Genomic DNA, 19,610 nt, shown 5'->3' with positions numbered 1-19,610 from the left:
CAATGAGCAGAGCAGCGATACGATACGCAAAAGCAGTCTTGCAGAAAGCAAACGAAAACAACACAGAAGCTGTTTTGTTTGGCGATATGCAATCTGTTTACAAAACCATTGAAGACAGCCGCGAATTGCAAACAGTGCTTCAAAGTCCAGTAATTAAAGCCAATGATAAAAAAGAGGCTTTGTTGAAAATTTTCAGCGGACAATCAGAAACTACGCATTCACTTATCAGAGTTTTGGTGGATAATAAACGTACTTCATTGTTAGGTAATGTAGCAAAAAGCTATATCGATCTTTACAATGACGCACAAGGTGTAAAAGTTGCAACCGTAATTACTGCCGTTCCTCTTTCCGATGAATTGGAGAATAAAGTAATGGCCAAAGTAAAAGAACTTACTGGAAGCGAGAAAGTAACACTTAAAAACGAAGTTGATCCAGCAATCATAGGAGGATTTATTCTTCGTGTTGGCGATATTCAATACAATGCGAGCATCGCAAACCAATTTGGAAATTTAAAAAGAGAATTCAGTAAATCAATATAACAGTATGCTCGCGATTTATCGCTTGCAAAAGTAAAAAGTCAATTATAGTATGATGTAAAATTTTAGGTCTATCGTCTAAAATCTATCGTCTAAAATCTAAACAAAAATGGCAGAAGTAAAACCAGCTGAAGTATCAGCAATATTAAAGCAACAACTTACAGGCTTTGAAGCAAACGCTTCCCTTGATGAAGTAGGAACTGTTTTAACCGTAGGTGACGGTATTGTTCGTGCATACGGACTTTCAAACGCACAATACGGTGAATTGGTAGCCTTCGATAGTGGTCTTGAAGGTATTGTATTGAACCTTGAAGAAGACAACGTAGGTATCGTACTTTTAGGTCCTTCAAAAGGTGTAAAAGAAGGTTCAACTGTTAAGCGTACACAACGTATTGCTTCACTTCAAGTTGGTGAAGGTATTGTTGGTCGTGTGGTAAACACATTGGGTCAGCCTATTGATGGTAAAGGTCCAATCACTGGCGAAACTTACGAAATGCCTTTGGAGCGTAAAGCACCAGGAGTTATTTATCGTCAGCCGGTAACTGAGCCTCTTCAAACTGGTATTAAGTCTATTGATGCAATGATTCCCGTAGGCCGTGGACAGCGTGAGCTTGTTATTGGTGACCGTCAAACAGGTAAATCTACCGTTTGTATTGATACCATTTTGAACCAAAAAGAATTTTACGATGCTGGGAATCCAGTATATTGTATATATGTAGCGATTGGCCAAAAAGCTTCAACCGTTGCAAACATTGCACAAGTTTTGGAAGAAAAAGGTGCTTTAGCTTATACTACAATTGTAGCAGCAAACGCATCAGATCCTGCCCCGATGCAGGTTTATGCTCCTTTCGCAGGTGCAGCAATTGGTGAATATTTTAGAGATACAGGTCGTCCAGCCTTGATTGTGTTCGATGATTTGTCTAAACAAGCAGTTGCATACCGTGAGGTATCACTTTTGCTTCGTCGTCCACCGGGACGTGAGGCATATCCTGGAGATGTTTTCTACCTTCACTCAAGATTATTGGAGCGTGCTTCCAAGATAATTAATGATGATGATATTGCAAGAGAGATGAATGACCTTCCTGCTTCTTTAAAAGGAATGGTAAAAGGTGGAGGTTCATTAACTGCACTTCCTATTATTGAAACACAAGCGGGTGACGTTTCGGCGTATATCCCAACAAACGTAATTTCGATTACTGATGGTCAGATTTTCTTGGATGGAGATTTGTTCAACGCGGGTGTTCGTCCAGCTATTAACGTAGGTATTTCGGTATCTCGTGTGGGTGGTAACGCGCAGATTAAATCGATGAAAAAAGTAGCAGGTACTTTAAAACTGGATCAAGCAGCTTTCCGTGAATTGGAAGCGTTTGCAAAATTTGGTTCAGATCTAGATGCTGTAACATTGAATGTAATTGAAAAAGGAAGACGTAACGTAGAAATATTAAAGCAAGCTGAAAATGACCCTTACACGGTTGAAGATCAAATTGCGGTTATCTATGCAGGTTCAAAAAACCTAATGCGTAACGTTCCTGTTAATAAGATTAAAGAATTTGAAAGAGATTACCTTGAAATGCTAAACGTAAAGCACAGAAACACGCTAGACGATTTGAAAGCAGGTAAACTTACTGATGATGCAATTGATGTAATGACAACGGTTGCTGCAGATCTTTCTGCAAAGTATAAGAAGTAAAAAGTCTTTGCGCTCTCTGCGCCTCTTCGGTTTTTAATTATTACCGCAAAGTCGCAGAGAACGCAGAGTAACATAAATAAAAATGGCGAATCTTAAAGAAATACGTAACAGAATATCATCCGTCAGCTCAACGATGCAGATTACCAGTGCCATGAAAATGGTTTCTGCTGCAAAATTGAAGAAGGCGCAGGATGCTATTACCGCAATGCGTCCCTATTCTGAAAAACTTACCGAACTTTTGCAAAACCTAAGTGCCACGCTTGATGACGATACTGGCAGCAAGTATTCAGACCAGCGCGAGGCAAACAAAATTTTGGTGGTTGCCATTACCAGTAACCGTGGTTTGGCGGGAGCTTTTAATAGTAACATCGTAAAAGAAGCTAGAAATTTGGCAGCAACAACCTACGCTGGCAAGCAAGTAGATTTTATGACCCTTGGTAAAAAAGGAAATGATATTCTGAAAAAGTTTGGAACTGTTATCGAGAATAACAACGCTATTTTTGACAATCTTTCTTTTGATGCTACTTCAGAAATCGCTGAAAAATTGATGCTTCTTTTTTCCGAAGGGAAATATGATAAGATCATTGTGGTTTACAATAATTTCAGAAATGCCGCTACACAAATTGTGATGAGCGAGCAGTTTTTGCCAATTATGCCTCCAAAACAAATTGAAGGCCAAGAAGCAAAAACCACTGAAACATTCTACATTTTTGAACCTTCAAAAGAAGAAATTGTTGAAGCATTAATTCCAAAGAGTTTAAAAACGCAATTATTCAAGTCGCTTAGAGATAGCGTTGCCAGCGAGCACGGCGCACGTATGACGGCGATGCACAAAGCGACTGATAATGCAACCGAACTTCGTGATGCATTAAAACTACAATACAACAAAGCACGTCAAGCTTCTATTACCAATGAAATCCTTGAGATTGTTGGTGGTGCTGAGGCATTGGCTGGATAGTATTTTATAAATTCATTTTTAAAAGCCTTTCGTTTTACGAGAGGCTTTTTTTATGCCTAAATATTTAAGTATCTTCATTAAAATTTTACTGGATGAAAAAATTACTTCTACTATTCGCTTTTCTTTTTTGCTTAACAGTTTCCTCTCAAAACCAAAAAGGCGAAATAATACTTTCAGTAGCAGTTTCTCCTTATCCGACGACTACTAATAACCAAGACGATTTCGGCGCTTTGGGTTTAGCTAGTTTTGAGTTTTTCATTTCAAACAAAGTTTCTCTTTCCGGAAGCTTTTTCACTTCAAACAATACTTTATTAAAGAACAATAGTGATGTTACAATCCATTCCTATGGTTTTACGCCTTCAATTCATTATTACTTTGTCAATAAAGAAAAATGGAACGTTTTTGCCCAAGCGGGCTACGGCTTTGGCTTCGAGGACCAAACCCAAGGATATATTCAGAACAGTGCTTTGACTATTTATAACATTGGCCCAGGAGCACATTATAAAATTGGGGAAAAGTTGTATCTAAAACTGCTACTTCCTTATTTTAATGCTCGCAACATTACTTTGAATGTAGATGCTGCCAGTGGAATTGCCGCATTTTTGGGTCTTGGATTTAAATTTTAGATCATTGCGATTCTGATTACTATCTGGCGAATTATTTAAATCGAACAGGTTTTTAAAACCTGTTCGGTTTCATGTTCCATATTATTTGTAAATTTCGTGAATGAAAACAAAGATGAAAACAATAGCTATTATTTTGACATTACCTATTTTGCTTTTCGCATTATCAAATTGCGGTGGAGCGCAGAATATAGAAAAAAACCTGGAATTCAGCCAAAACCCACCTTTTAAAGTGGTTGATGCCTTTTATCAAGATTGGGTCGCTGGTGTAAAGGAAGGCGGTTCTGGAACCAATGTTCATATTACTTTTAGCGAAAAAGAGGATAATGTTGTGATTCAAAATATCTACTTCAGAAATCAAATTTTAGAAGCAAAAGGCAATATAAACGAACCAAATAAATATGTTGGTTATCTTAGACATGACAAACAACGGGACATTGTTATGGATAATGATCCTATTAAAGAGGCTCAAAATACGCCGTCAATTGATTTTCCATTTCAACTAGCCGATAATCAAGCAGTCGTAGAATACTGGATCAATGGTAAGAAAAATTATTTTAAAATTTCAAATCTTACGAAGAAGGACTTGATTCCTTACCCGCAGGCAAATCCTAACCAACACGAATAGTTATGCAAACTATCAATCTTGAAGATAAGTTTTCTAGCTTCAAAAAATATTGGTATCCGCACCAAATAGCTGTTGTGAACAATATGCAAGTTCTTTTGGCGAAGTTGAAAGATGAATTTGTTTGGCATAAACACGAAGAAGAAGATGAATTGTTTTTTGTGCAGAAAGGAATTTTGGAGATGCACTTTCGTGATAAAATTGAAATTGTTTCCGAAGGTGAAATAATTGTTGTTCCAAAAGGTGTGGAGCATTGCCCAAAAACTAAAAATGGCGGAGAGGTTCACGTACTTCTTTTTGAAAAAATTTCCACAAAACACACAGGCAATGTAACTTCGGAAAAGACCGTTTCAGAATATCCTAAAATATAATTTTACTTGAATTTTCCTCCAAGGTTATCATAACCTTGGAAATCTAAAAGCCAAATATGAAAATCCTTCATCTCGATAACAATCATCCTTTACTTCTGAAAATGTTGAAGGAGGCAGGATTTTCAAATGAAGAAAATTACAAAGCTTCAAAATCTGAAATAGAAGAAATTATTTCCAATTATGAAGGAATTGTAATTAGAAGTCGCTTCAACATTGACAAACAATTTCTAGATGCTGCCAAAAACTTAAAATTCATTGCCCGTGTTGGCGCTGGTTTGGAAAGCATCGATATAGAGTATGCTGAAAAAATTGACATTAAACTTATCGCCGCCCCCGAAGGCAATAGAAACGCCGTGAGCGAGCATACTTTGGGAATGCTTCTTTCACTATTCAACAAACTAAATAACGCCGACAGAGAGGTTAAAAACGGTCTATGGAACCGCGAAGCCAACCGCGGAATAGAACTGGACGAAAAAACTGTCGGAATTATTGGTTATGGAAATATGGGCAAAGCATTCGCCAAAAAACTGCGAGGTTTTGATTGTGAAGTGATTTGTTACGATCTTAAAGAAAATGTTGGCGATGAAAACGCAACACAAGTTTCGTTAAAAGAACTTCATCAAAAAGCAGATGTCTTAAGCCTTCACACTCCTTGGACGCCATTAACTGATAAAATAATAGATTCAGAATTTATTAATTCTTTTTCAAAATCATTTTGGCTAATTAATACGGCTCGTGGCAAAAGTGTTGTGACGCAGGATTTGGTTTCAGCCTTAAAATCTGGAAAAATTTTGGGAGCAGGTTTAGACGTTTTAGAATTTGAAAAACTTTCTTTTGAAACCCTTTTTGATTCAGACAATCTCCCTACTGCTTTAAAAGAACTCTTCGCAATGGACAACGTAATTCTAAGTCCGCACGTTGCAGGATGGACGGCGGAAAGCAAAGAAAAATTGGCAACTGTTATTGCTGAAAAAATAATTCAAAACTTCAAAAAATAATAAAATGGATAAAAGAGTAACTGGTATTGGTGGAATTTTCTTCAAAACAAAAAATCCTGAAAAAACGAATGAATGGTACAAAAATCATTTAGGATTAGATACAAGTAATTATGGCTGTAGCTTTGATTGGCAGGATGAAAACGGTAAAAAATGTTCTACTCAATGGAGTCCATTTAAAGATGACACGAAATATTTTGCACCGAGCGAAAAAGAGTTTATGATTAACTATCGCGTTGAAAATTTAGAAGAATTGTTGAAAATATTAAAGGAAGAAGGTGTAACAATTGTAGGGGAAATGGAGACTTATGATTATGGAAAATTTGGCTGGATTCTCGATCCCGATGGAAACAAAATTGAACTTTGGGAACCTGTGGCCAACCCTTCTCTATAATTTTTTTATACTTTTATTAAACTTTAAACCAACTAATTAATACCATGGAAGAACAACAAAACTCAGGCTACGACAGCACAAAAAGACGAGTGGATGAAGCAGCAGACAATTTTGAACAACAAGCAAAACACAGCGCCAACGAATTTAAAGAAGGCTGGAACCAAGCCACTCATAATCAAGAAAACAAAAAAATTCTAGCAGGCGTTTTAGCACTTGTCTTTGGATATTTAGGAATTCATAAATTCATTTTAGGCTATACCCAGGAAGGAATTATACAAATAGTAATCAGTATTGTAACCTGCGGTATCGGTGGAATTATTCCTTTTATTGAAGGTATAATTTACTTAACCAAAAGCGACGAAGAATTCTACCAAACCTATCAAGTAGGTAAAAAGGGATGGTTCTAGATATTTACAAGCTTTTGAAAATTTTTCAGAGGCTTATTTAATTAAATAATTTAAAGAGCAAGGCTATGAGCAACTACGGAGCAATACCAACAATGGTTTATAAAGATTCCAATAAAGCGCTTAATTTCTTAAAAAGTGCTTTTGGATTTAGCGAGCATTTTGTTTATAAAGATGATAATAATGTGGTGCAACACGCAGAGCTTTCTCTTGGCAATGCAATGATTATGATTGGCACTTATCGTCCAGAAAGTGAATTTGGAAAAATGATTGGCACACCTTCAGAAACGAATGGATTTAATACCCAAACAGCATATATTATTATTGAAGAAATTGATAACCATTACAAAAACGCCAAAGCAAACGGCGCCAAAATAGTAATGGACATCAAAACTGAAGACTACGGCGGTCGCGGTTACAGCTGCAAAGACCCAGAAGGATATATCTGGAACTTTGGAAGTTATAATCCCTACACTTCAAAATAAAAAAAATGATTTTAGATACAGCCTTTCTTGCCGGTTTCGCACTATTATTACTCAGAATAATTATAGCCATCGTCTTTTTCTCCAGCGGAAAAAGTCACGTGCAGAAACCAGAGGAGCGTGGCAAAAGCATAGGTATGTCACCCACTGCAACTACCGTTTTAGGTATTGCTGAAATAGCTGGCGCTGTTTCAATAGCATTCGGAATTTTTACTCAAATCGGAGCGCTACTCATTATGGGCGCTATGCTTGGTGCTATGTATAAAAAAATATTCGTTTGGAAAACAGGTTTTTATGAAGACAAAGGCTACGGCTGGCATTACGACCTATTATTGTTTCTTGGTGCCTTTGTAATTTTTGCAACTCATGGTGGAAGTTTAATTCTAATCTAACTATTCCTTTTTAAGTACTGCCACAATTTGGGGCACATCATTTTTTTCAAAAAAAGCAATGGTTTTTACCAAATACTTAAGCACCCAGCTTTTTTGATGGATCAATTTTTCAGCCAGAATGGCTATAATTGTATCACGGGATTTTAATTCTATTTCTTTCGTTGGCGAAAAATGATATTGGTTCGCAAAAAGCCACGCTCCGTCTCGCGCCACGTTAATACTGAAACTAACCAACTTATCTTCTCGACCCTTTCCGAATCTGTCAAGCAATCCAAATAATGGTGAAACTGAAATTATTTTGGCTTCTACATTTGCAATCATGGAACCAAGAATTTCATTGATTTTGTTGAAATCATTTTCGAAACTCATCAATTCTCCATCGTCGCCAACGGTTTCAGCAACGGCAATTCCAAGGTCTAAATTGATATGAGCATTTATTCCCAAAAGCAAATGCTGCATAATTAAAAGAGTATCTTTTTGTGAAGCTTCAAAGGCGTTTTTCCAGCTTTGGGTATACGGTTTGGTAGCTCCCAAACAGTCATAAGCATCAATATAACGATTGGCAAAAAGTACATCCAACTTTTCCATACGTTGGTTGTTTTCAAACTCACTATTCAAAATTCCTTCTTTAATACGAATGGTAACTTTTCTATAAAGAATAGGGAAATACGCCATTCGCGAATTTTTGGCGCATTCAGAATCAATAATACTATCCAGTCGCGCTATAACTTCATCAATAGTTGTTGCAGTCATAATAGATTGGATTTTTTGTGAAAAGAATTAATCTGGTTTTTCTTCTTCTTTTAAATTCTCGGCATCTGGATTTTCACCGTATTTATCGGAATACTTTTTTTCAAGCTCCGCCTGAAATTCCTCCATCACGGGTTTTACGGTACTTTCTGGTAAATCTGCAATACGTATGTACATCAAACCATCCACAGCATTGTTGAAAAGTGGATCAACATTAAAAGCCACAACTTTCGCGTTTTGTTTGATGTATTTTTTAATAAGAACAGGCAAACGAAGACTTCCCGGTTCCACTTCATCAATTATTTTGTCAAATTTATTGAGGTCGGCCTCACTTTCGTCGAAGATAAAATCTTTGTCCGCATCTTTCAATTTTACTTTATATTCTTTCTTCGGATTGATGTATTGTGCCACATAGGGATCGTAATAATTTGATTTCATAAACTCAATCATCAAACTTTTTGAAAATTCTGAAAACTTATTACTGATGCTCACGCCACCAATTAAATAGCGGTGTTCCGGATATCGCAATGTTGTGTGGACGATTCCTTTCCAAAGTAAAAACAAAGGCATTGGGCGCAATTGATATTCTTTAATAATGAAGGCACGCCCCATTTCAATGGACTTGCTCATCATTTCGTACAATTCTGGTTCAAAGCGAAATAAATCCTGAAGATAAAATCCGTCAATCCCGAACCGTGGAAAAATCTCTGAACCAAGTCCCATTCTGTATGCACCAGCCATTTTTTTGGCATCATTATCCCATAAAAACATATGGTGGTAATAGCTATCGAATTTGTCTAGATCGGTACTATTATTGGTGCCTTCACCTACTTCTCTGAACGTAATTTCGCGTAGTCTTCCTATCTCTTGAATTATATAAGGAACTGAATTTGCTTCGGCCAAAAACACTTCATAGTTTTTACTTATCAGAAGTCGTTTATCATTTTGGCGCAAGTTTTCAATTTCGGCCTCCATTGCTTTCAGCGGAATAGGCCCAGCAATTTTTTTCGGTGGTTTCGGAAACTTCAACGTTTTTGGTATGTTGTCTAACAGCTTTTTCTTCTGAAAGGCATTGGAAAGCATATACGTTTTCTTCCGAAGAAACTCAGTAAAGGTTTTAAGCGATTCGTGTTCATCTTGATCTTCTACTGAAATTGCGTTCCCGATCCGAACTTTTATTAAACGCTCTTTTTGTGTAAGCAATTCTGAAGGCAATTTCGCGGTTCGCAGTGTATCGCTCATCTTCGCCAAACGGTAAAAAAGTTTGCTGTTTTTTGCGTGAAAATAGATTGGAACCACGGGTACTTCGGCTCTTTTTATCAGTTTCATTGCGGCTTCTTCCCACGGTTTGTCAACCAATAATTTGTCGTCTCTATAAGTTGAAACTTCGCCTGCCGGGAAAATTCCTAGCGGATGGTCTTCTTGTAAATGTTTCAGCGCGGCTTTAAAACCAGCTACGCTAGATTTTGCGTCTTTCCTTCCCTCAAAAGGATTTACGGGCATAACGTAAGGTTTCAGCGGTTCAATTCTGTGTAGCAGAAAATTGGCTACAATCTTAAAATCTGGACGGTGTTCTAATAATAATTTTAGAAGAAGAATACCATCAATCCCACCCAACGGATGGTTTGAAATTGTTATAAAGGGACCAGTTTTAGGGATACGACGTAAATCTTCTTCAGGAATTTCAAACTTTATTTCAAATTCTTCAAGCAATGCATTTACAAACTCTAAATCTTTTAGATGCTTGTTTTTATCGTAGATTTTGTTGAGGGTTGTAATGTTTAAAAACTTCATTAAAGACCAGCCCATAAAAGTGCCAAAAAAGCCGAATTTATCGACGTTTATTGCTTTTGCAATTTCCTTTGCATTGACTAATCCCATGAAATGTTTTGGTTGTTTGTGTCTTACAAATATAACTAAACCGATTGATACTATTCCTTTATTACCAACTGTACCGTCTCTTTGCTTTCTTGTTTTAAAAGCACGTTTTTATTTTCGGCAAGTGCCTTGACTTCAGCAGTATTAAAATGTCGGATAGTGTAAAGCGTAACGTTTTCGTTCCATTTTACACTGAATTTTTCACGAAGCTTTGCTAGCAATGCCTCTAGATTGTTAAATTTATCATTCACACAAACAGAAAAGCTAATGGCAGAATTCTGAATCAGTTCAACTTTCATTTTGTGCTTATGAAGCCATTTAAAAACATCGCCAATGTTGTCTTCCATCATAAATGAAAAGTCTAAAGAAGAAAGTGAAATTAAAACCAAATCCTTTTTCAGAATAAAACACGAAGTTTGTGGGTCCAGTGTTACGCCTTTACCAACGCAGGTTCCAGGACCTGTTGGATTTAAGAATGATTTTACAAAAAGTGGAATTTCCTTTCGTTGCAGAGGTTGAAGCGTTTTTGGGTGAATAACCGATGCACCGTAAAAAGCAAGCTCAATCGCCTCACGATAGCTTATGTGATTTAGCAACATAGTCTGCGTAAAATACCTCGGATCTGCATTTAAAACTCCGGGAACATCTTTCCAAATAGTCACATTTTCGGCATTCAAACAATAAGCGAATATTGCGGCGGTATAATCACTTCCTTCACGGCCAAGTGTGGTTGTAAAATTATTTGTGGTTTCGGAACCTAGAAATCCTTGGGTTACCGTAATGCCAGAAATGTTAACTTTTTTCTGAATTTTCTTTTGCGTGGTTTCCCAATCAACTGTTGCGTCACGATGATTAGCGTCTGTTTTTATACACTTTCTAACATCGAGAAGTTCGTTTTTCATTCCAATTTCTGAAAAATAAGCCGAAACTATTGTGCTGGAAACCATCTCGCCAAAACTTACCACTTGGTCATAAACGAAAGCGTGGTTTTTAGATTTGTTTACTTCTAAAAAGGAAGCCATTTTTCGAAATAATTTTGAAACATCCTGAAAAACGGGATGGTTCGAATTTTCAAAAAGACCGTTCAAGATTTCTAAATGGTAATCATTAAATTCTGAAACGTATTCTTTACATTTTGGCTTGTCTTCATTCAAGTATTCGGCAATTACTTTTTCAAGTAAATTGGTAGTTTTTCCCATTGCTGATACTACAATTACTAAGTTCTTCTCATCAGTAATTTTCAGTACTTCCGCAACATTTTTTACGCCAGCCGCATCTTTAATGGAGGCTCCTCCGAATTTGAATATTTTCATAATTGATGTAAAATACCCACGAATTCACGAATAATTTTCCACAATCATTCGTGAATTCGTGTCAGCAATTTATTCGTTTAATTTTTCTATATAATTTTTAAGTCCTTTTTCGTCCATATGAACAACACGCCACGTTTTTAAAACATTCGCGCCACTGCGCTCGTAAAAGCGAATGGCGCCTGTATTCCAGTCTAAAACATCCCAAGCTACTCGTTTAAGACCTTGATCGTATGCGAATTTCATTACTTCTTTGTAAAGCGCTTCACCTAAGCCTTTCCCACGGTGAGCTTCCTTCACAATTAAATCTTCCAGATGAAGCGTGCGTCCTTTCCAAGTTGAAAAACGATAATAAATTAAAGCTGCACCTACAATTTCTTCGTCCAATTGTGCTACGAAACAGGTAAATAATGGATTGTCACTAAAACCTTCACGTTCTAAATCTAGAACGGTCACATCAACAACGTCTGGTTCCTTCTCAAAAATGGCAAGTTCTTTTATGAGTTCCAAAACTTGCGGCATATCGGTTTTTACTGCTTCTCGTACTTTCATTTTTATTCAATTTCTGATTCAATAATTACAATACCTACAAGGTTTTGAAAACCTTGCAGGAAACTTCCATTTAGTTTTCGATTTCATCCCGATAGCTATCGGGATCGTTTTCCTTCCACAAATATCGGTTCAATTTCTTAAAAATCCCGATATTTGCGTCAAATTAAGGAATCCCTTCAATCCAATGGCTAAAATAAATCAATCTCTCGGCGAATTTATAATTGAAAATCAAGAAGAATTTAAGTATTCTTCTGGAGAGCTTTCACGACTCATAAATTCCATCCGTTTGGCAGCAAAAGTGGTTAACCACAAAGTGAATAAAGCTGGATTGGTAGATATTTTAGGCGCTGCCGGAGATATGAACGTGCAAGGCGAAGACCAACAAAAGTTGGATGTTTTTGCGAATGAAGTTTTTATAAACACGCTTACCAACCGCGAAATTGTCTGCGGAATTGCAAGCGAGGAAGAAGACGATTTCATAACAATTAAAGGCCGAAACCAAAAGAACGATAACAAATACGTCGTTTTGATGGATCCGCTTGATGGTTCTTCAAATATAGACGTAAATGTTTCCGTTGGAACTATTTTTTCTATTTTCAGGAGAATTACTCCTTCGGGAACTCCCGTTACTATTGACGATTTTCTTCAACCGGGAGTTAATCAGGTAGCTGCTGGATATATTGTTTACGGTACATCAACCATGATTGTTTATACAACCGGTCACGGCGTTAACGGTTTCACGTTAAATCCAGCTATTGGAACCTATTATCTTTCGCACCCAAATATGAAATTTCCTGAAGACGGACACATATATTCTGTAAACGAAGGTAATTATATTCACTTTCCGCAAGGCGTAAAAGATTATATAAAATATTGCCAACAGGAAGAAGATGACCGTCCATACACCTCTCGATATATAGGTTCTTTGGTTTCAGATTTTCACCGAAATATGATAAAAGGTGGAATTTATATCTATCCCAATACTTCAAAAAACCCAGAAGGTAAACTTCGTCTATTATACGAATGCAACCCAATGGCAATGATTGCTGAACAAGCTGGAGGAAAGGCTAGTAATGGTTTTAAAAGAATTCTGGAAATCCAGCCAACAACGCTACACCAGCGCGTTCCTTTTTTCTCTGGAAGTACTAAAATGGTTGAAAAAGCAGAGGAGTTTATGAAACAGGCAGCCCGCTAACCCCCAAAAGGGGGAATTCTTACTCAAATCCAATAAAAAAGCTCCATCAGGAGCTTTTTTTACTTTTCATAATCGTGGAAATTCTCCCCTCGGGGGCTAGGGGCTTTTATTTTTTATTCAAAAGATACCTATAGTCTTCAAGGTCAAGTCCACCACTGTAAATTTCAATTGATCTTTTAATTAAATGTTGTGCTGTAGTAGCATCGTAACCAAGACCAATAGCGTATTTTTCAATTAAGAAACGTTCGTGATCGTCAATTTCGTGATCTGCAAAAACCATTTCGAATAGATCGTGAATTCGTTCCAAACGTCTTTCAGCATCATTGGGAGGATTGATGGGATATTTTCCTGGATTTTTCAGAATTTCAGCGTATTCAGTTTCTTCAATATCTAATTTTCTGGCAAAACGCTTTAGCATTTTTTCCTCTTCTGGATTAATCACACCTTTAACTGAAGCAATGTTTGCTATAGACGCAAAGTGTCCTATATTTCGGGAGTGTTCTCCACTTTCAAAAAGATCTGTAAATGACATAATTTGGTTTTTATTTACTGCAAATATAAAAAATTGCAATCATGGTAAAGCATTCTTTTTAGATACTTCTATAAAATTAAAAGCAATGTATAATAATCTATTTGTTTTTTGTTTAGCTTCTTTTAAAAATTATTCAACATAAAATTTTCTTAATAGCGAAGCAACCCTTCTTACCTTTCATTATTTTTAAGCTGCTATAGAAAGAAAACAAATGAATCAGCCGTTATTAGTCTTTAATGATAAGGGAATATATTGTGAACAAGCTGATGTTTATATAGATGCTTGGCGTCCCGTAGATAAATGCATTATAACTCACGGCCACGCAGACCACAGTCGTTGGGGGCACAAGCAATATATTACGCACGAAAATAATGTGCCAATTATTAAACATCGTTTGGGTGAAATTGAAGTTTCTGGCAAAAAGTGGAATGAAACTTTTACGATAAATGGAGTCAAATTTTCGCTTCATCCTGCGGGTCATATAATCGCTTCATCGCAAGTGCGAGTTGAATATAAAGGTGAAGTTTGGGTTTTTACAGGCGATTTTAAAACTGAAAATGATGGTATCGCTGAATCTTTTGAACTTGTAAAATGCAATACTTTTATTACTGAATGTACTTTCGGACTGCCCGCTTTTAAATGGACTCCTCAAGCTGAAGTTTTTACCGATATTAATAATTGGTGGGCTGCCAATAGAGCTGAAAATAAAACATCTGTGCTTTTTGGATATTCGTTGGGTAAAGCGCAACGATTGCTAAAACATCTTGATCCAAGCATCGGTAAAATCTACACTCACGGTGCTATTGAAAACATGACTGCCGTTTTACGTGAAAACTATGATTTTCATGAAACAATACGAATTTCACGAGACACAAAAAAAGAAGAACTTTTAGGCAATATAGTTTTAGCTCCACCAAGTGCACATGGCGGAACTTGGATTCGGAAAATGGTGCCGTATGTTACAGCAAGCGCAAGCGGTTGGATGACGTTTAGAGGCGCAAGAAGACGCCGAGCTGTTGATCGCGGTTTTGTACTAAGCGACCACGCAGATTGGGATGGTTTGTTAGAAACCGTAAAAGCAACAGGCGCTGAAAAAGTAATTGCAACACACGGTTATACCGAAATTTTTTCACGCTTTTTAAGAGAGGAAATGGGACTTGATGCTCGAACCGAAAAAACACAATACGAAGAAGAAGGTAGTGAAACAGCTAAAAAGGCAGAAGAAGAAAACGCATGAAAGATTTCGCCCAACTTATAAAAAAGCTAGATAGCACCAACAAAACCAATGAAAAGGTAGCGGCACTAACTGCGTATTTTCAAAATGCGAATGATGACGATAAACTTTGGACGATTGCTATTCTTTCACACAGAAGACCAAAACGCCCTGTAAACACAACGTTACTGCGACTTTGGGCTACAGAGATTAGCGGTATTCCGCTTTGGCTTTTTGAGGAGAGTTATCACATAGTAGGCGATTTGGCAGAAACGATTGCTTTAATTTTGCCAACTTCTGAAGAGCATTCCGAGAAATCCCTTTCTACATTTGTTTCAGAAATTATTGCATTACGAACACTTCCCGAAGAAGAAAAAAAGAAATATTTACACTACAATTGGTTAGCGTTAAATTATTTTGAGCGGTTTGTTTTCAATAAAATCCTTACAGGAAGTTTTAGAATTGGAGTGAGTCAAAAACTGATGACACGGGCACTTTCAAAAGCTACAGCAATTGATGAAGATATACTCGCATATAAATTAATGGGCGATTGGACTCCAGAAAAAACTACTTTTCAGAAATTAATTTTAGAAGAAAATCCTGAAGATTACCTCAGCAAACCCTATCCATTTTACTTGGCGTATGCCGTTGAAGCTGATTTTCAAAAAGATTTAGGAGCCATTTCAGATTGGAGTTTTGAACATAAATGGGACGGAATTCGCAGCCAGGTAATAATTCGAAATGACGAAGTTTTTGTGTGGTCGCGAGGTGAGGAATTAGTGACAGATAAATACCCCGAGTTTCAACGGTTTCTTTCTGCAATCCCAAACGGAACTGTGATTGATGGTGAAATTCTGCCTTTTGGTGCTGGTGAAATTGGCAATTTCAATGCGCTTCAAACTAGAATTGGTAGAAAAAATATTTCAAAAGCACTTTTAAAGAAAACGCCAGTAATTTTGAACGCGTATGATTTGTTGGAATGGCAAGGCGAGGATATTCGCCAAAAACCTTTTTCAGAAAGAAGAAAGATTTTGGATGAGTTAATTCAAAAAATTAATTCTGAAGAAGTCGGAATCTATTTAAGCGAAACAATGAATTTTGAAACTTGGGAAGAAGCTGCAGAAGAACGGAAGCTTTCTAGAGAAAAACGTAGTGAAGGTTTAATGTTGAAACGCAAAGACTCGCCTTATTTAGTTGGCCGAAAAAAAGGCGATTGGTGGAAATGGAAAATAGATCCGTTCACAATTGATGCGGTTTTAACCTATGCCATGCGGGGCCATGGAAGAAGGGCAAATCTTTATACAGATTATACATTCGGTCTTTGGAATGATGGTGAATTGGTGACTTTCGCCAAGGCTTATTCAGGATTAACTGATGCAGAGTTTAGACAAGTAGACGCATGGATTAAAAGAAATACTTTGGAGCGTTTTGGCCCAGTGCGAAGTGTTACTCCGCATCATGTTTTTGAAATCGCTTTTGAAGGTATTGCAGAAAGCAGTCGCCATAAAAGTGGTATTGCAACCCGTTTTCCAAGGATTTTGAGATGGCGAAAAGATAAACCAATTGCCGAGGCGAATACATTAGATGATCTTAAAGCACTAATTCCAAAATGAAACAATCCGAACTTATTTCAATTGCCGAAGATTGGTTTCATTCAAAAGATTGGAAACCCTTTCCCTTTCAACAAAAAACGTGGAAAGCCTTTCTAAAAGGCAAACACGGCCTGCTAAACGCGCCAACGGGAAGTGGGAAAACGTACGCATTGTGGGTTCCAATCGTGCTTCAATATTTAAAAGAGAATCCCAACTATAAAACTAAACATACTAAAGGAATCAAGGCTATTTGGATAACGCCATTACGCGCACTTTCAGTAGAAATTCAACAATCAGCACAACGGTTTGCAGATGATTTAGGAACTGGATTAACAGTCGGAATAAGAACCGGAGACACCTCTCAAAGTGAACGTGCAAAGCAAAAACGCCAAATGCCCGATTTGTTAATCACAACTCCTGAGAGTTTAATGCTTTTATTAACTTCAAAGGGTTATGATAAAACCTTCAAAACATTGACTGCTGTTGTAGTTGATGAATGGCACGAACTTTTAGGTAGTAAACGCGGGGTACAAATGGAATTGGCGCTTTCCCGCCTTAAAACTGTTTCCCCTAAGTTACGGATTTGGGGCATTTCTGCAACCATAGGTAATCTAGAACAAGCGCAAGATGTTTTATTGGGAATGGATGAACGTTTCAGAGAAAACGCGGTCTTACTAAAAGCTAATCTCAAGAAGGAAATTATTGTAAAGTCAATAATTCCAAAAAAAATGGAAACATTTCCGTGGCGTGGGCATATTGGTTTACACGTTTTGGATCAGATAATTCCAATACTTAATGCGAGCAAAACAACTTTAATCTTTACTAATACTAGAAGTCAATGCGAAATTTGGTTTCAAAAGATATTAGAGAAATATCCCGAGTTTGCCGGTGAAATCGCGATGCATCACGGTAGTATTAATAAAGAAACTAGGCTTTGGGTGGAGCAAGCCATCCGTAATGAAAGTTTAAAAGCCGTTGTAGCTACTTCAAGTTTAGATTTGGGAGTAGATTTTGCCCCAGTAGAAACTATTATTCAAATTGGCGGACCGAAGGGAATTGCCAAATTTTTACAACGTGCTGGCAGAAGCAATCACCGTCCCGGCGAACCTTCCGTTATTTACTTTCTACCAACTCACGCAATGGAATTGATTGAAGCTTCAGCTCTAAAAAAGGCTGTAAAAGCTGAGGTTATGGAAGATCGTATTCCATACTTGTTGAGCTTTGATGTTTTAATTCAATATTTAGTAAGCTTGGCAGTAAGCGATGGTTTTTTTCCGAAGGAAATTTATCCTGAGGTTAAAAACACCTTTTGCTTTCAAGGAATAACTGAAGACCAATGGCAATGGTGCTTAAATTTTATAACAATGGGTAGCCAAAGTTTACAAGCTTACGATGAATATAAAAAAGTAATTATAGATGAAGAAGGCAGATTTAAAGTAGAAAGTAAGCAAGTTGCAATGATGCATCGTCTCTCTATTGGCACAATTGTAAGCGATGCAATGGTACAAGTAAAATATGTTACGGGTGGTTTTATTGGCACTATAGAAGAATTTTTTATAGGAAAAATGAAACCTGGCGACGTTTTCGTCTTTGCAGGAAGAACTTTGGAATTAGTGCGCGTTCGCAATATGCAAGCACAAGTAAGAAGAAGCTCAAAACGCACAAGAAACGTTGTGAGTTTTATGGGCGGAAGGATGGCTTTATCTTCTCAAATGTCCGAAATTTTGCGAAACGAATTACAAAGCGAAGCCGAGCATAAACGCAACACACCAGAATTAAAAGCACTCAGCGATATTTTTAACCGACAAGAATTGGAAAGTATCGTTCCCGGAAATAACGAATTTTTAATTGAAACATTCAAAACTCGGGAAGGTTATCACAATGTATTTTATCCATTTGAAGGTAGATTTGTACATATGGCAATGAGCGGATTGCTGGCATATAGAATTAGCTTGTTGCTTCCAATAACATTTTCATTGGCCTATAATGATTATGGTTTTGAATTGTTAAGCGACCAACCTTTAGATATTCAGCAAGTTTTAGATAATAATTTACTTACAACAGATTACCTTTTTGATGATCTCCAAAAAAGCTTGAACAGTACAGAATTAGCTCGGCGAAAATTTAGGGATATTGCTGTAATTAGTGGAATGGTTTTTACGGGCTACCCAAACAAACAGATTAAAACAAAACATTTGCAAAGTAACTCGCAATTGCTTTTTGATGTTTTTAGAGATTATGAACCAGACAATCTACTTTATTTACAAGCCTTTAGAGAAACCTTTGAACATGAAATGGAAGAAGGTCGTTTACGAATGGCGCTTGAGCGAATTGCAACCCAAGAAATAGTTTGGAAACAATGTGAAAAAGCAACACCGTTTAGTTTCCCGATAATTACTGATAGACTACGTGAAAAACTTTCTTCGGAAAAATTGGCGGATCGGATTAAACGGATGACACTTCAATTGATGAAATGATTCAAAAAATAATAATAAATAATAACGAATTTACGCTACACCCAAGCGGCGCAATTTATTGGGAAGCAAAAAAAATGCTTCTAATCGCCGATGTGCATTTAGGCAAAGTAGTGCATTTTAGAAAACATGGGGCTGCAATACCAGCACATGCAGCTTATCAAAATCTCGAAAAACTTACCGAAGTAACCAATTATTTTGAACCTAAAACTGTATGTTTTCTTGGCGATTTATTCCACAGTAAATTAAATGAGGAATGGAGAGATTTTGAAAAATGGGTGGAATATTGCAAAGCCGAAGTAATTTTAATTTCAGGCAATCACGACATTATTCCAATCTATTTATATGAAGATTTGGGCGTAAAAGTTTTTGATGAATTGTTATTGGATGGTTTTTACCTAACCCACCATCCCACGGAAATAAAAGGAACTTTCAACTTTTCAGGACATATTCATCCTGGAATTAGAATGAAAGGAATTGGTAGACAATTTTTAAAACTTCCTTGTTTTTATAAAACAGAAAATCAACTTATTTTGCCCGCTTTTGGTAACTTTACAGGAAAACATATTTTAACACCTTCAGAAACTGATGCCATTTTTGCAATTGCAGATGGAGAGGTTATTTGTGTTTCAAAAAAATAATAT

At 36.9% G+C, this 19,610-nt stretch carries 21 protein-coding genes; 16 read left to right on the top strand and 5 right to left on the bottom strand.

Annotated features, from left to right (window positions below):
* Positions 1 to 2: 2 nt before the first annotated feature.
* The 11 genes from atpH to AEQSU_RS05760 all read left to right on the top strand — a co-directional run bounded on the left by atpH (position 3) and on the right by AEQSU_RS05760 (position 7,470).
* Positions 3 to 539 carry an ATP synthase F1 subunit delta gene (gene atpH, locus AEQSU_RS05810; RefSeq protein ID WP_014781928.1) on the top strand — a complete coding sequence of 179 codons (537 nt, stop codon included), beginning with the start codon at positions 3 to 5 and terminating at the stop codon, positions 537 to 539.
* A gap of 106 nt (positions 540 to 645) precedes the next feature.
* Complete coding sequence (gene atpA / locus AEQSU_RS05805; RefSeq protein ID WP_014781927.1) at positions 646 to 2,226, top strand: F0F1 ATP synthase subunit alpha; 1,581 nt, start codon at positions 646 to 648, stop codon at positions 2,224 to 2,226.
* An 82-nt stretch (positions 2,227 to 2,308) separates the two neighbouring features.
* Positions 2,309 to 3,184, top strand: coding sequence for an ATP synthase F1 subunit gamma (gene atpG, locus AEQSU_RS05800; protein ID WP_014781926.1), 876 nt, complete (start codon positions 2,309 to 2,311; stop codon positions 3,182 to 3,184).
* A 92-nt stretch (positions 3,185 to 3,276) separates the two neighbouring features.
* On the top strand, positions 3,277 to 3,810 hold the full coding sequence (locus AEQSU_RS05795) for an outer membrane beta-barrel protein (RefSeq protein WP_014781925.1): 534 nt from the start codon (positions 3,277 to 3,279) through the stop codon (positions 3,808 to 3,810).
* A 100-nt stretch (positions 3,811 to 3,910) separates the two neighbouring features.
* On the top strand, positions 3,911 to 4,435 hold the full coding sequence (locus AEQSU_RS05790) for a hypothetical protein (protein ID WP_014781924.1): 525 nt from the start codon (positions 3,911 to 3,913) through the stop codon (positions 4,433 to 4,435).
* Between the two features lie 2 nt (positions 4,436 to 4,437).
* Positions 4,438 to 4,803, top strand: a complete 366-nt coding sequence (locus AEQSU_RS05785) for a cupin domain-containing protein (RefSeq protein ID WP_014781923.1) — start codon at positions 4,438 to 4,440, stop codon at positions 4,801 to 4,803.
* Positions 4,804 to 4,859: 56 nt separating this feature from the next.
* Positions 4,860 to 5,801 carry a 2-hydroxyacid dehydrogenase gene (locus AEQSU_RS05780; RefSeq protein ID WP_014781922.1) on the top strand — a complete coding sequence of 314 codons (942 nt, stop codon included), beginning with the start codon at positions 4,860 to 4,862 and terminating at the stop codon, positions 5,799 to 5,801.
* Positions 5,802 to 5,805: 4 nt separating this feature from the next.
* Positions 5,806 to 6,192: a VOC family protein gene (locus AEQSU_RS05775; protein ID WP_014781921.1), complete on the top strand. Its 387-nt coding sequence runs from the start codon at positions 5,806 to 5,808 to the stop codon at positions 6,190 to 6,192.
* A gap of 44 nt (positions 6,193 to 6,236) precedes the next feature.
* Positions 6,237 to 6,599, top strand: coding sequence for a TM2 domain-containing protein (locus AEQSU_RS05770; protein ID WP_014781920.1), 363 nt, complete (start codon positions 6,237 to 6,239; stop codon positions 6,597 to 6,599).
* 65 nt (positions 6,600 to 6,664) lie between these two features.
* Positions 6,665 to 7,081, top strand: a complete 417-nt coding sequence (locus AEQSU_RS05765; protein WP_014781919.1) for a VOC family protein — start codon at positions 6,665 to 6,667, stop codon at positions 7,079 to 7,081.
* A gap of 5 nt (positions 7,082 to 7,086) precedes the next feature.
* Positions 7,087 to 7,470 (top strand): DoxX family protein, encoded by a 384-nt coding sequence (locus AEQSU_RS05760; RefSeq protein WP_014781918.1) that lies wholly within the window; start codon positions 7,087 to 7,089, stop codon positions 7,468 to 7,470.
* Here the strand turns inward: AEQSU_RS05760 and AEQSU_RS05755 are convergent, their stop codons facing one another.
* The 4 genes from AEQSU_RS05755 to AEQSU_RS05740 all read right to left on the bottom strand — a co-directional run bounded on the left by AEQSU_RS05755 (position 7,471) and on the right by AEQSU_RS05740 (position 11,960).
* On the bottom strand, positions 7,471 to 8,223 hold the full coding sequence (locus tag AEQSU_RS05755) for a DUF5995 family protein (RefSeq protein WP_014781917.1): 753 nt from the start codon (positions 8,221 to 8,223) through the stop codon (positions 7,471 to 7,473). It abuts the gene before it with no gap.
* A 27-nt stretch (positions 8,224 to 8,250) separates the two neighbouring features.
* The gene (locus AEQSU_RS05750; protein WP_014781916.1) at positions 8,251 to 10,101 is read right to left on the bottom strand and encodes a GNAT family N-acyltransferase; all 1,851 of its coding nucleotides are present in this window, start codon (positions 10,099 to 10,101) and stop codon (positions 8,251 to 8,253) included.
* A gap of 50 nt (positions 10,102 to 10,151) precedes the next feature.
* Positions 10,152 to 11,411 (bottom strand): aspartate kinase, encoded by a 1,260-nt coding sequence (locus tag AEQSU_RS05745; RefSeq protein ID WP_014781915.1) that lies wholly within the window; start codon positions 11,409 to 11,411, stop codon positions 10,152 to 10,154.
* Positions 11,412 to 11,480: 69 nt separating this feature from the next.
* The gene (locus AEQSU_RS05740) at positions 11,481 to 11,960 is read right to left on the bottom strand and encodes a GNAT family N-acetyltransferase (RefSeq protein ID WP_014781914.1); all 480 of its coding nucleotides are present in this window, start codon (positions 11,958 to 11,960) and stop codon (positions 11,481 to 11,483) included.
* 184 nt (positions 11,961 to 12,144) lie between these two features.
* Here AEQSU_RS05740 and fbp point away from each other — a divergent pair, with 184 nt between their 5' ends.
* Entirely contained in the window at positions 12,145 to 13,155 is a 1,011-nt protein-coding gene (gene fbp, locus AEQSU_RS05735; RefSeq protein ID WP_014781913.1) for a class 1 fructose-bisphosphatase, read from the top strand.
* Positions 13,156 to 13,261: 106 nt separating this feature from the next.
* Here fbp and AEQSU_RS05730 read toward each other — a convergent pair whose 3' ends face one another.
* On the bottom strand, positions 13,262 to 13,687 hold the full coding sequence (locus tag AEQSU_RS05730; protein ID WP_014781912.1) for a tellurite resistance TerB family protein: 426 nt from the start codon (positions 13,685 to 13,687) through the stop codon (positions 13,262 to 13,264).
* 211 nt (positions 13,688 to 13,898) lie between these two features.
* Between AEQSU_RS05730 and AEQSU_RS05725 the strand changes: the two genes are divergently transcribed.
* Genes AEQSU_RS05725 through pdeM form a run of 4 tightly spaced genes read left to right on the top strand, consistent with a single transcriptional unit; the run spans position 13,899 to position 19,607 of the window.
* Positions 13,899 to 14,924, top strand: a complete 1,026-nt coding sequence (locus AEQSU_RS05725; RefSeq protein ID WP_014781911.1) for a ligase-associated DNA damage response exonuclease — start codon at positions 13,899 to 13,901, stop codon at positions 14,922 to 14,924.
* Positions 14,921 to 16,513: an ATP-dependent DNA ligase gene (locus tag AEQSU_RS05720; RefSeq protein WP_014781910.1), complete on the top strand. Its 1,593-nt coding sequence runs from the start codon at positions 14,921 to 14,923 to the stop codon at positions 16,511 to 16,513. Before AEQSU_RS05725 ends, AEQSU_RS05720 begins: the two co-directional genes overlap by 4 nt.
* Positions 16,510 to 18,969: a ligase-associated DNA damage response DEXH box helicase gene (locus AEQSU_RS05715; RefSeq protein WP_014781909.1), complete on the top strand. Its 2,460-nt coding sequence runs from the start codon at positions 16,510 to 16,512 to the stop codon at positions 18,967 to 18,969. The genes AEQSU_RS05720 and AEQSU_RS05715 overlap by 4 nt, the downstream gene beginning before the upstream one ends.
* The gene (gene pdeM / locus AEQSU_RS05710; protein ID WP_014781908.1) at positions 18,966 to 19,607 is read left to right on the top strand and encodes a ligase-associated DNA damage response endonuclease PdeM; all 642 of its coding nucleotides are present in this window, start codon (positions 18,966 to 18,968) and stop codon (positions 19,605 to 19,607) included. The genes AEQSU_RS05715 and pdeM overlap by 4 nt, the downstream gene beginning before the upstream one ends.
* The last annotated feature ends 3 nt before the right edge of the window (positions 19,608 to 19,610 follow it).

The organism is Aequorivita sublithincola DSM 14238 (assembly GCF_000265385.1).
Taxonomy (GTDB): domain Bacteria; phylum Bacteroidota; class Bacteroidia; order Flavobacteriales; family Flavobacteriaceae; genus Aequorivita; species Aequorivita sublithincola.
Note: the sequence above shows the minus strand (reverse complement) of the source record. Positions and strands in the feature narration are given on the sequence as shown.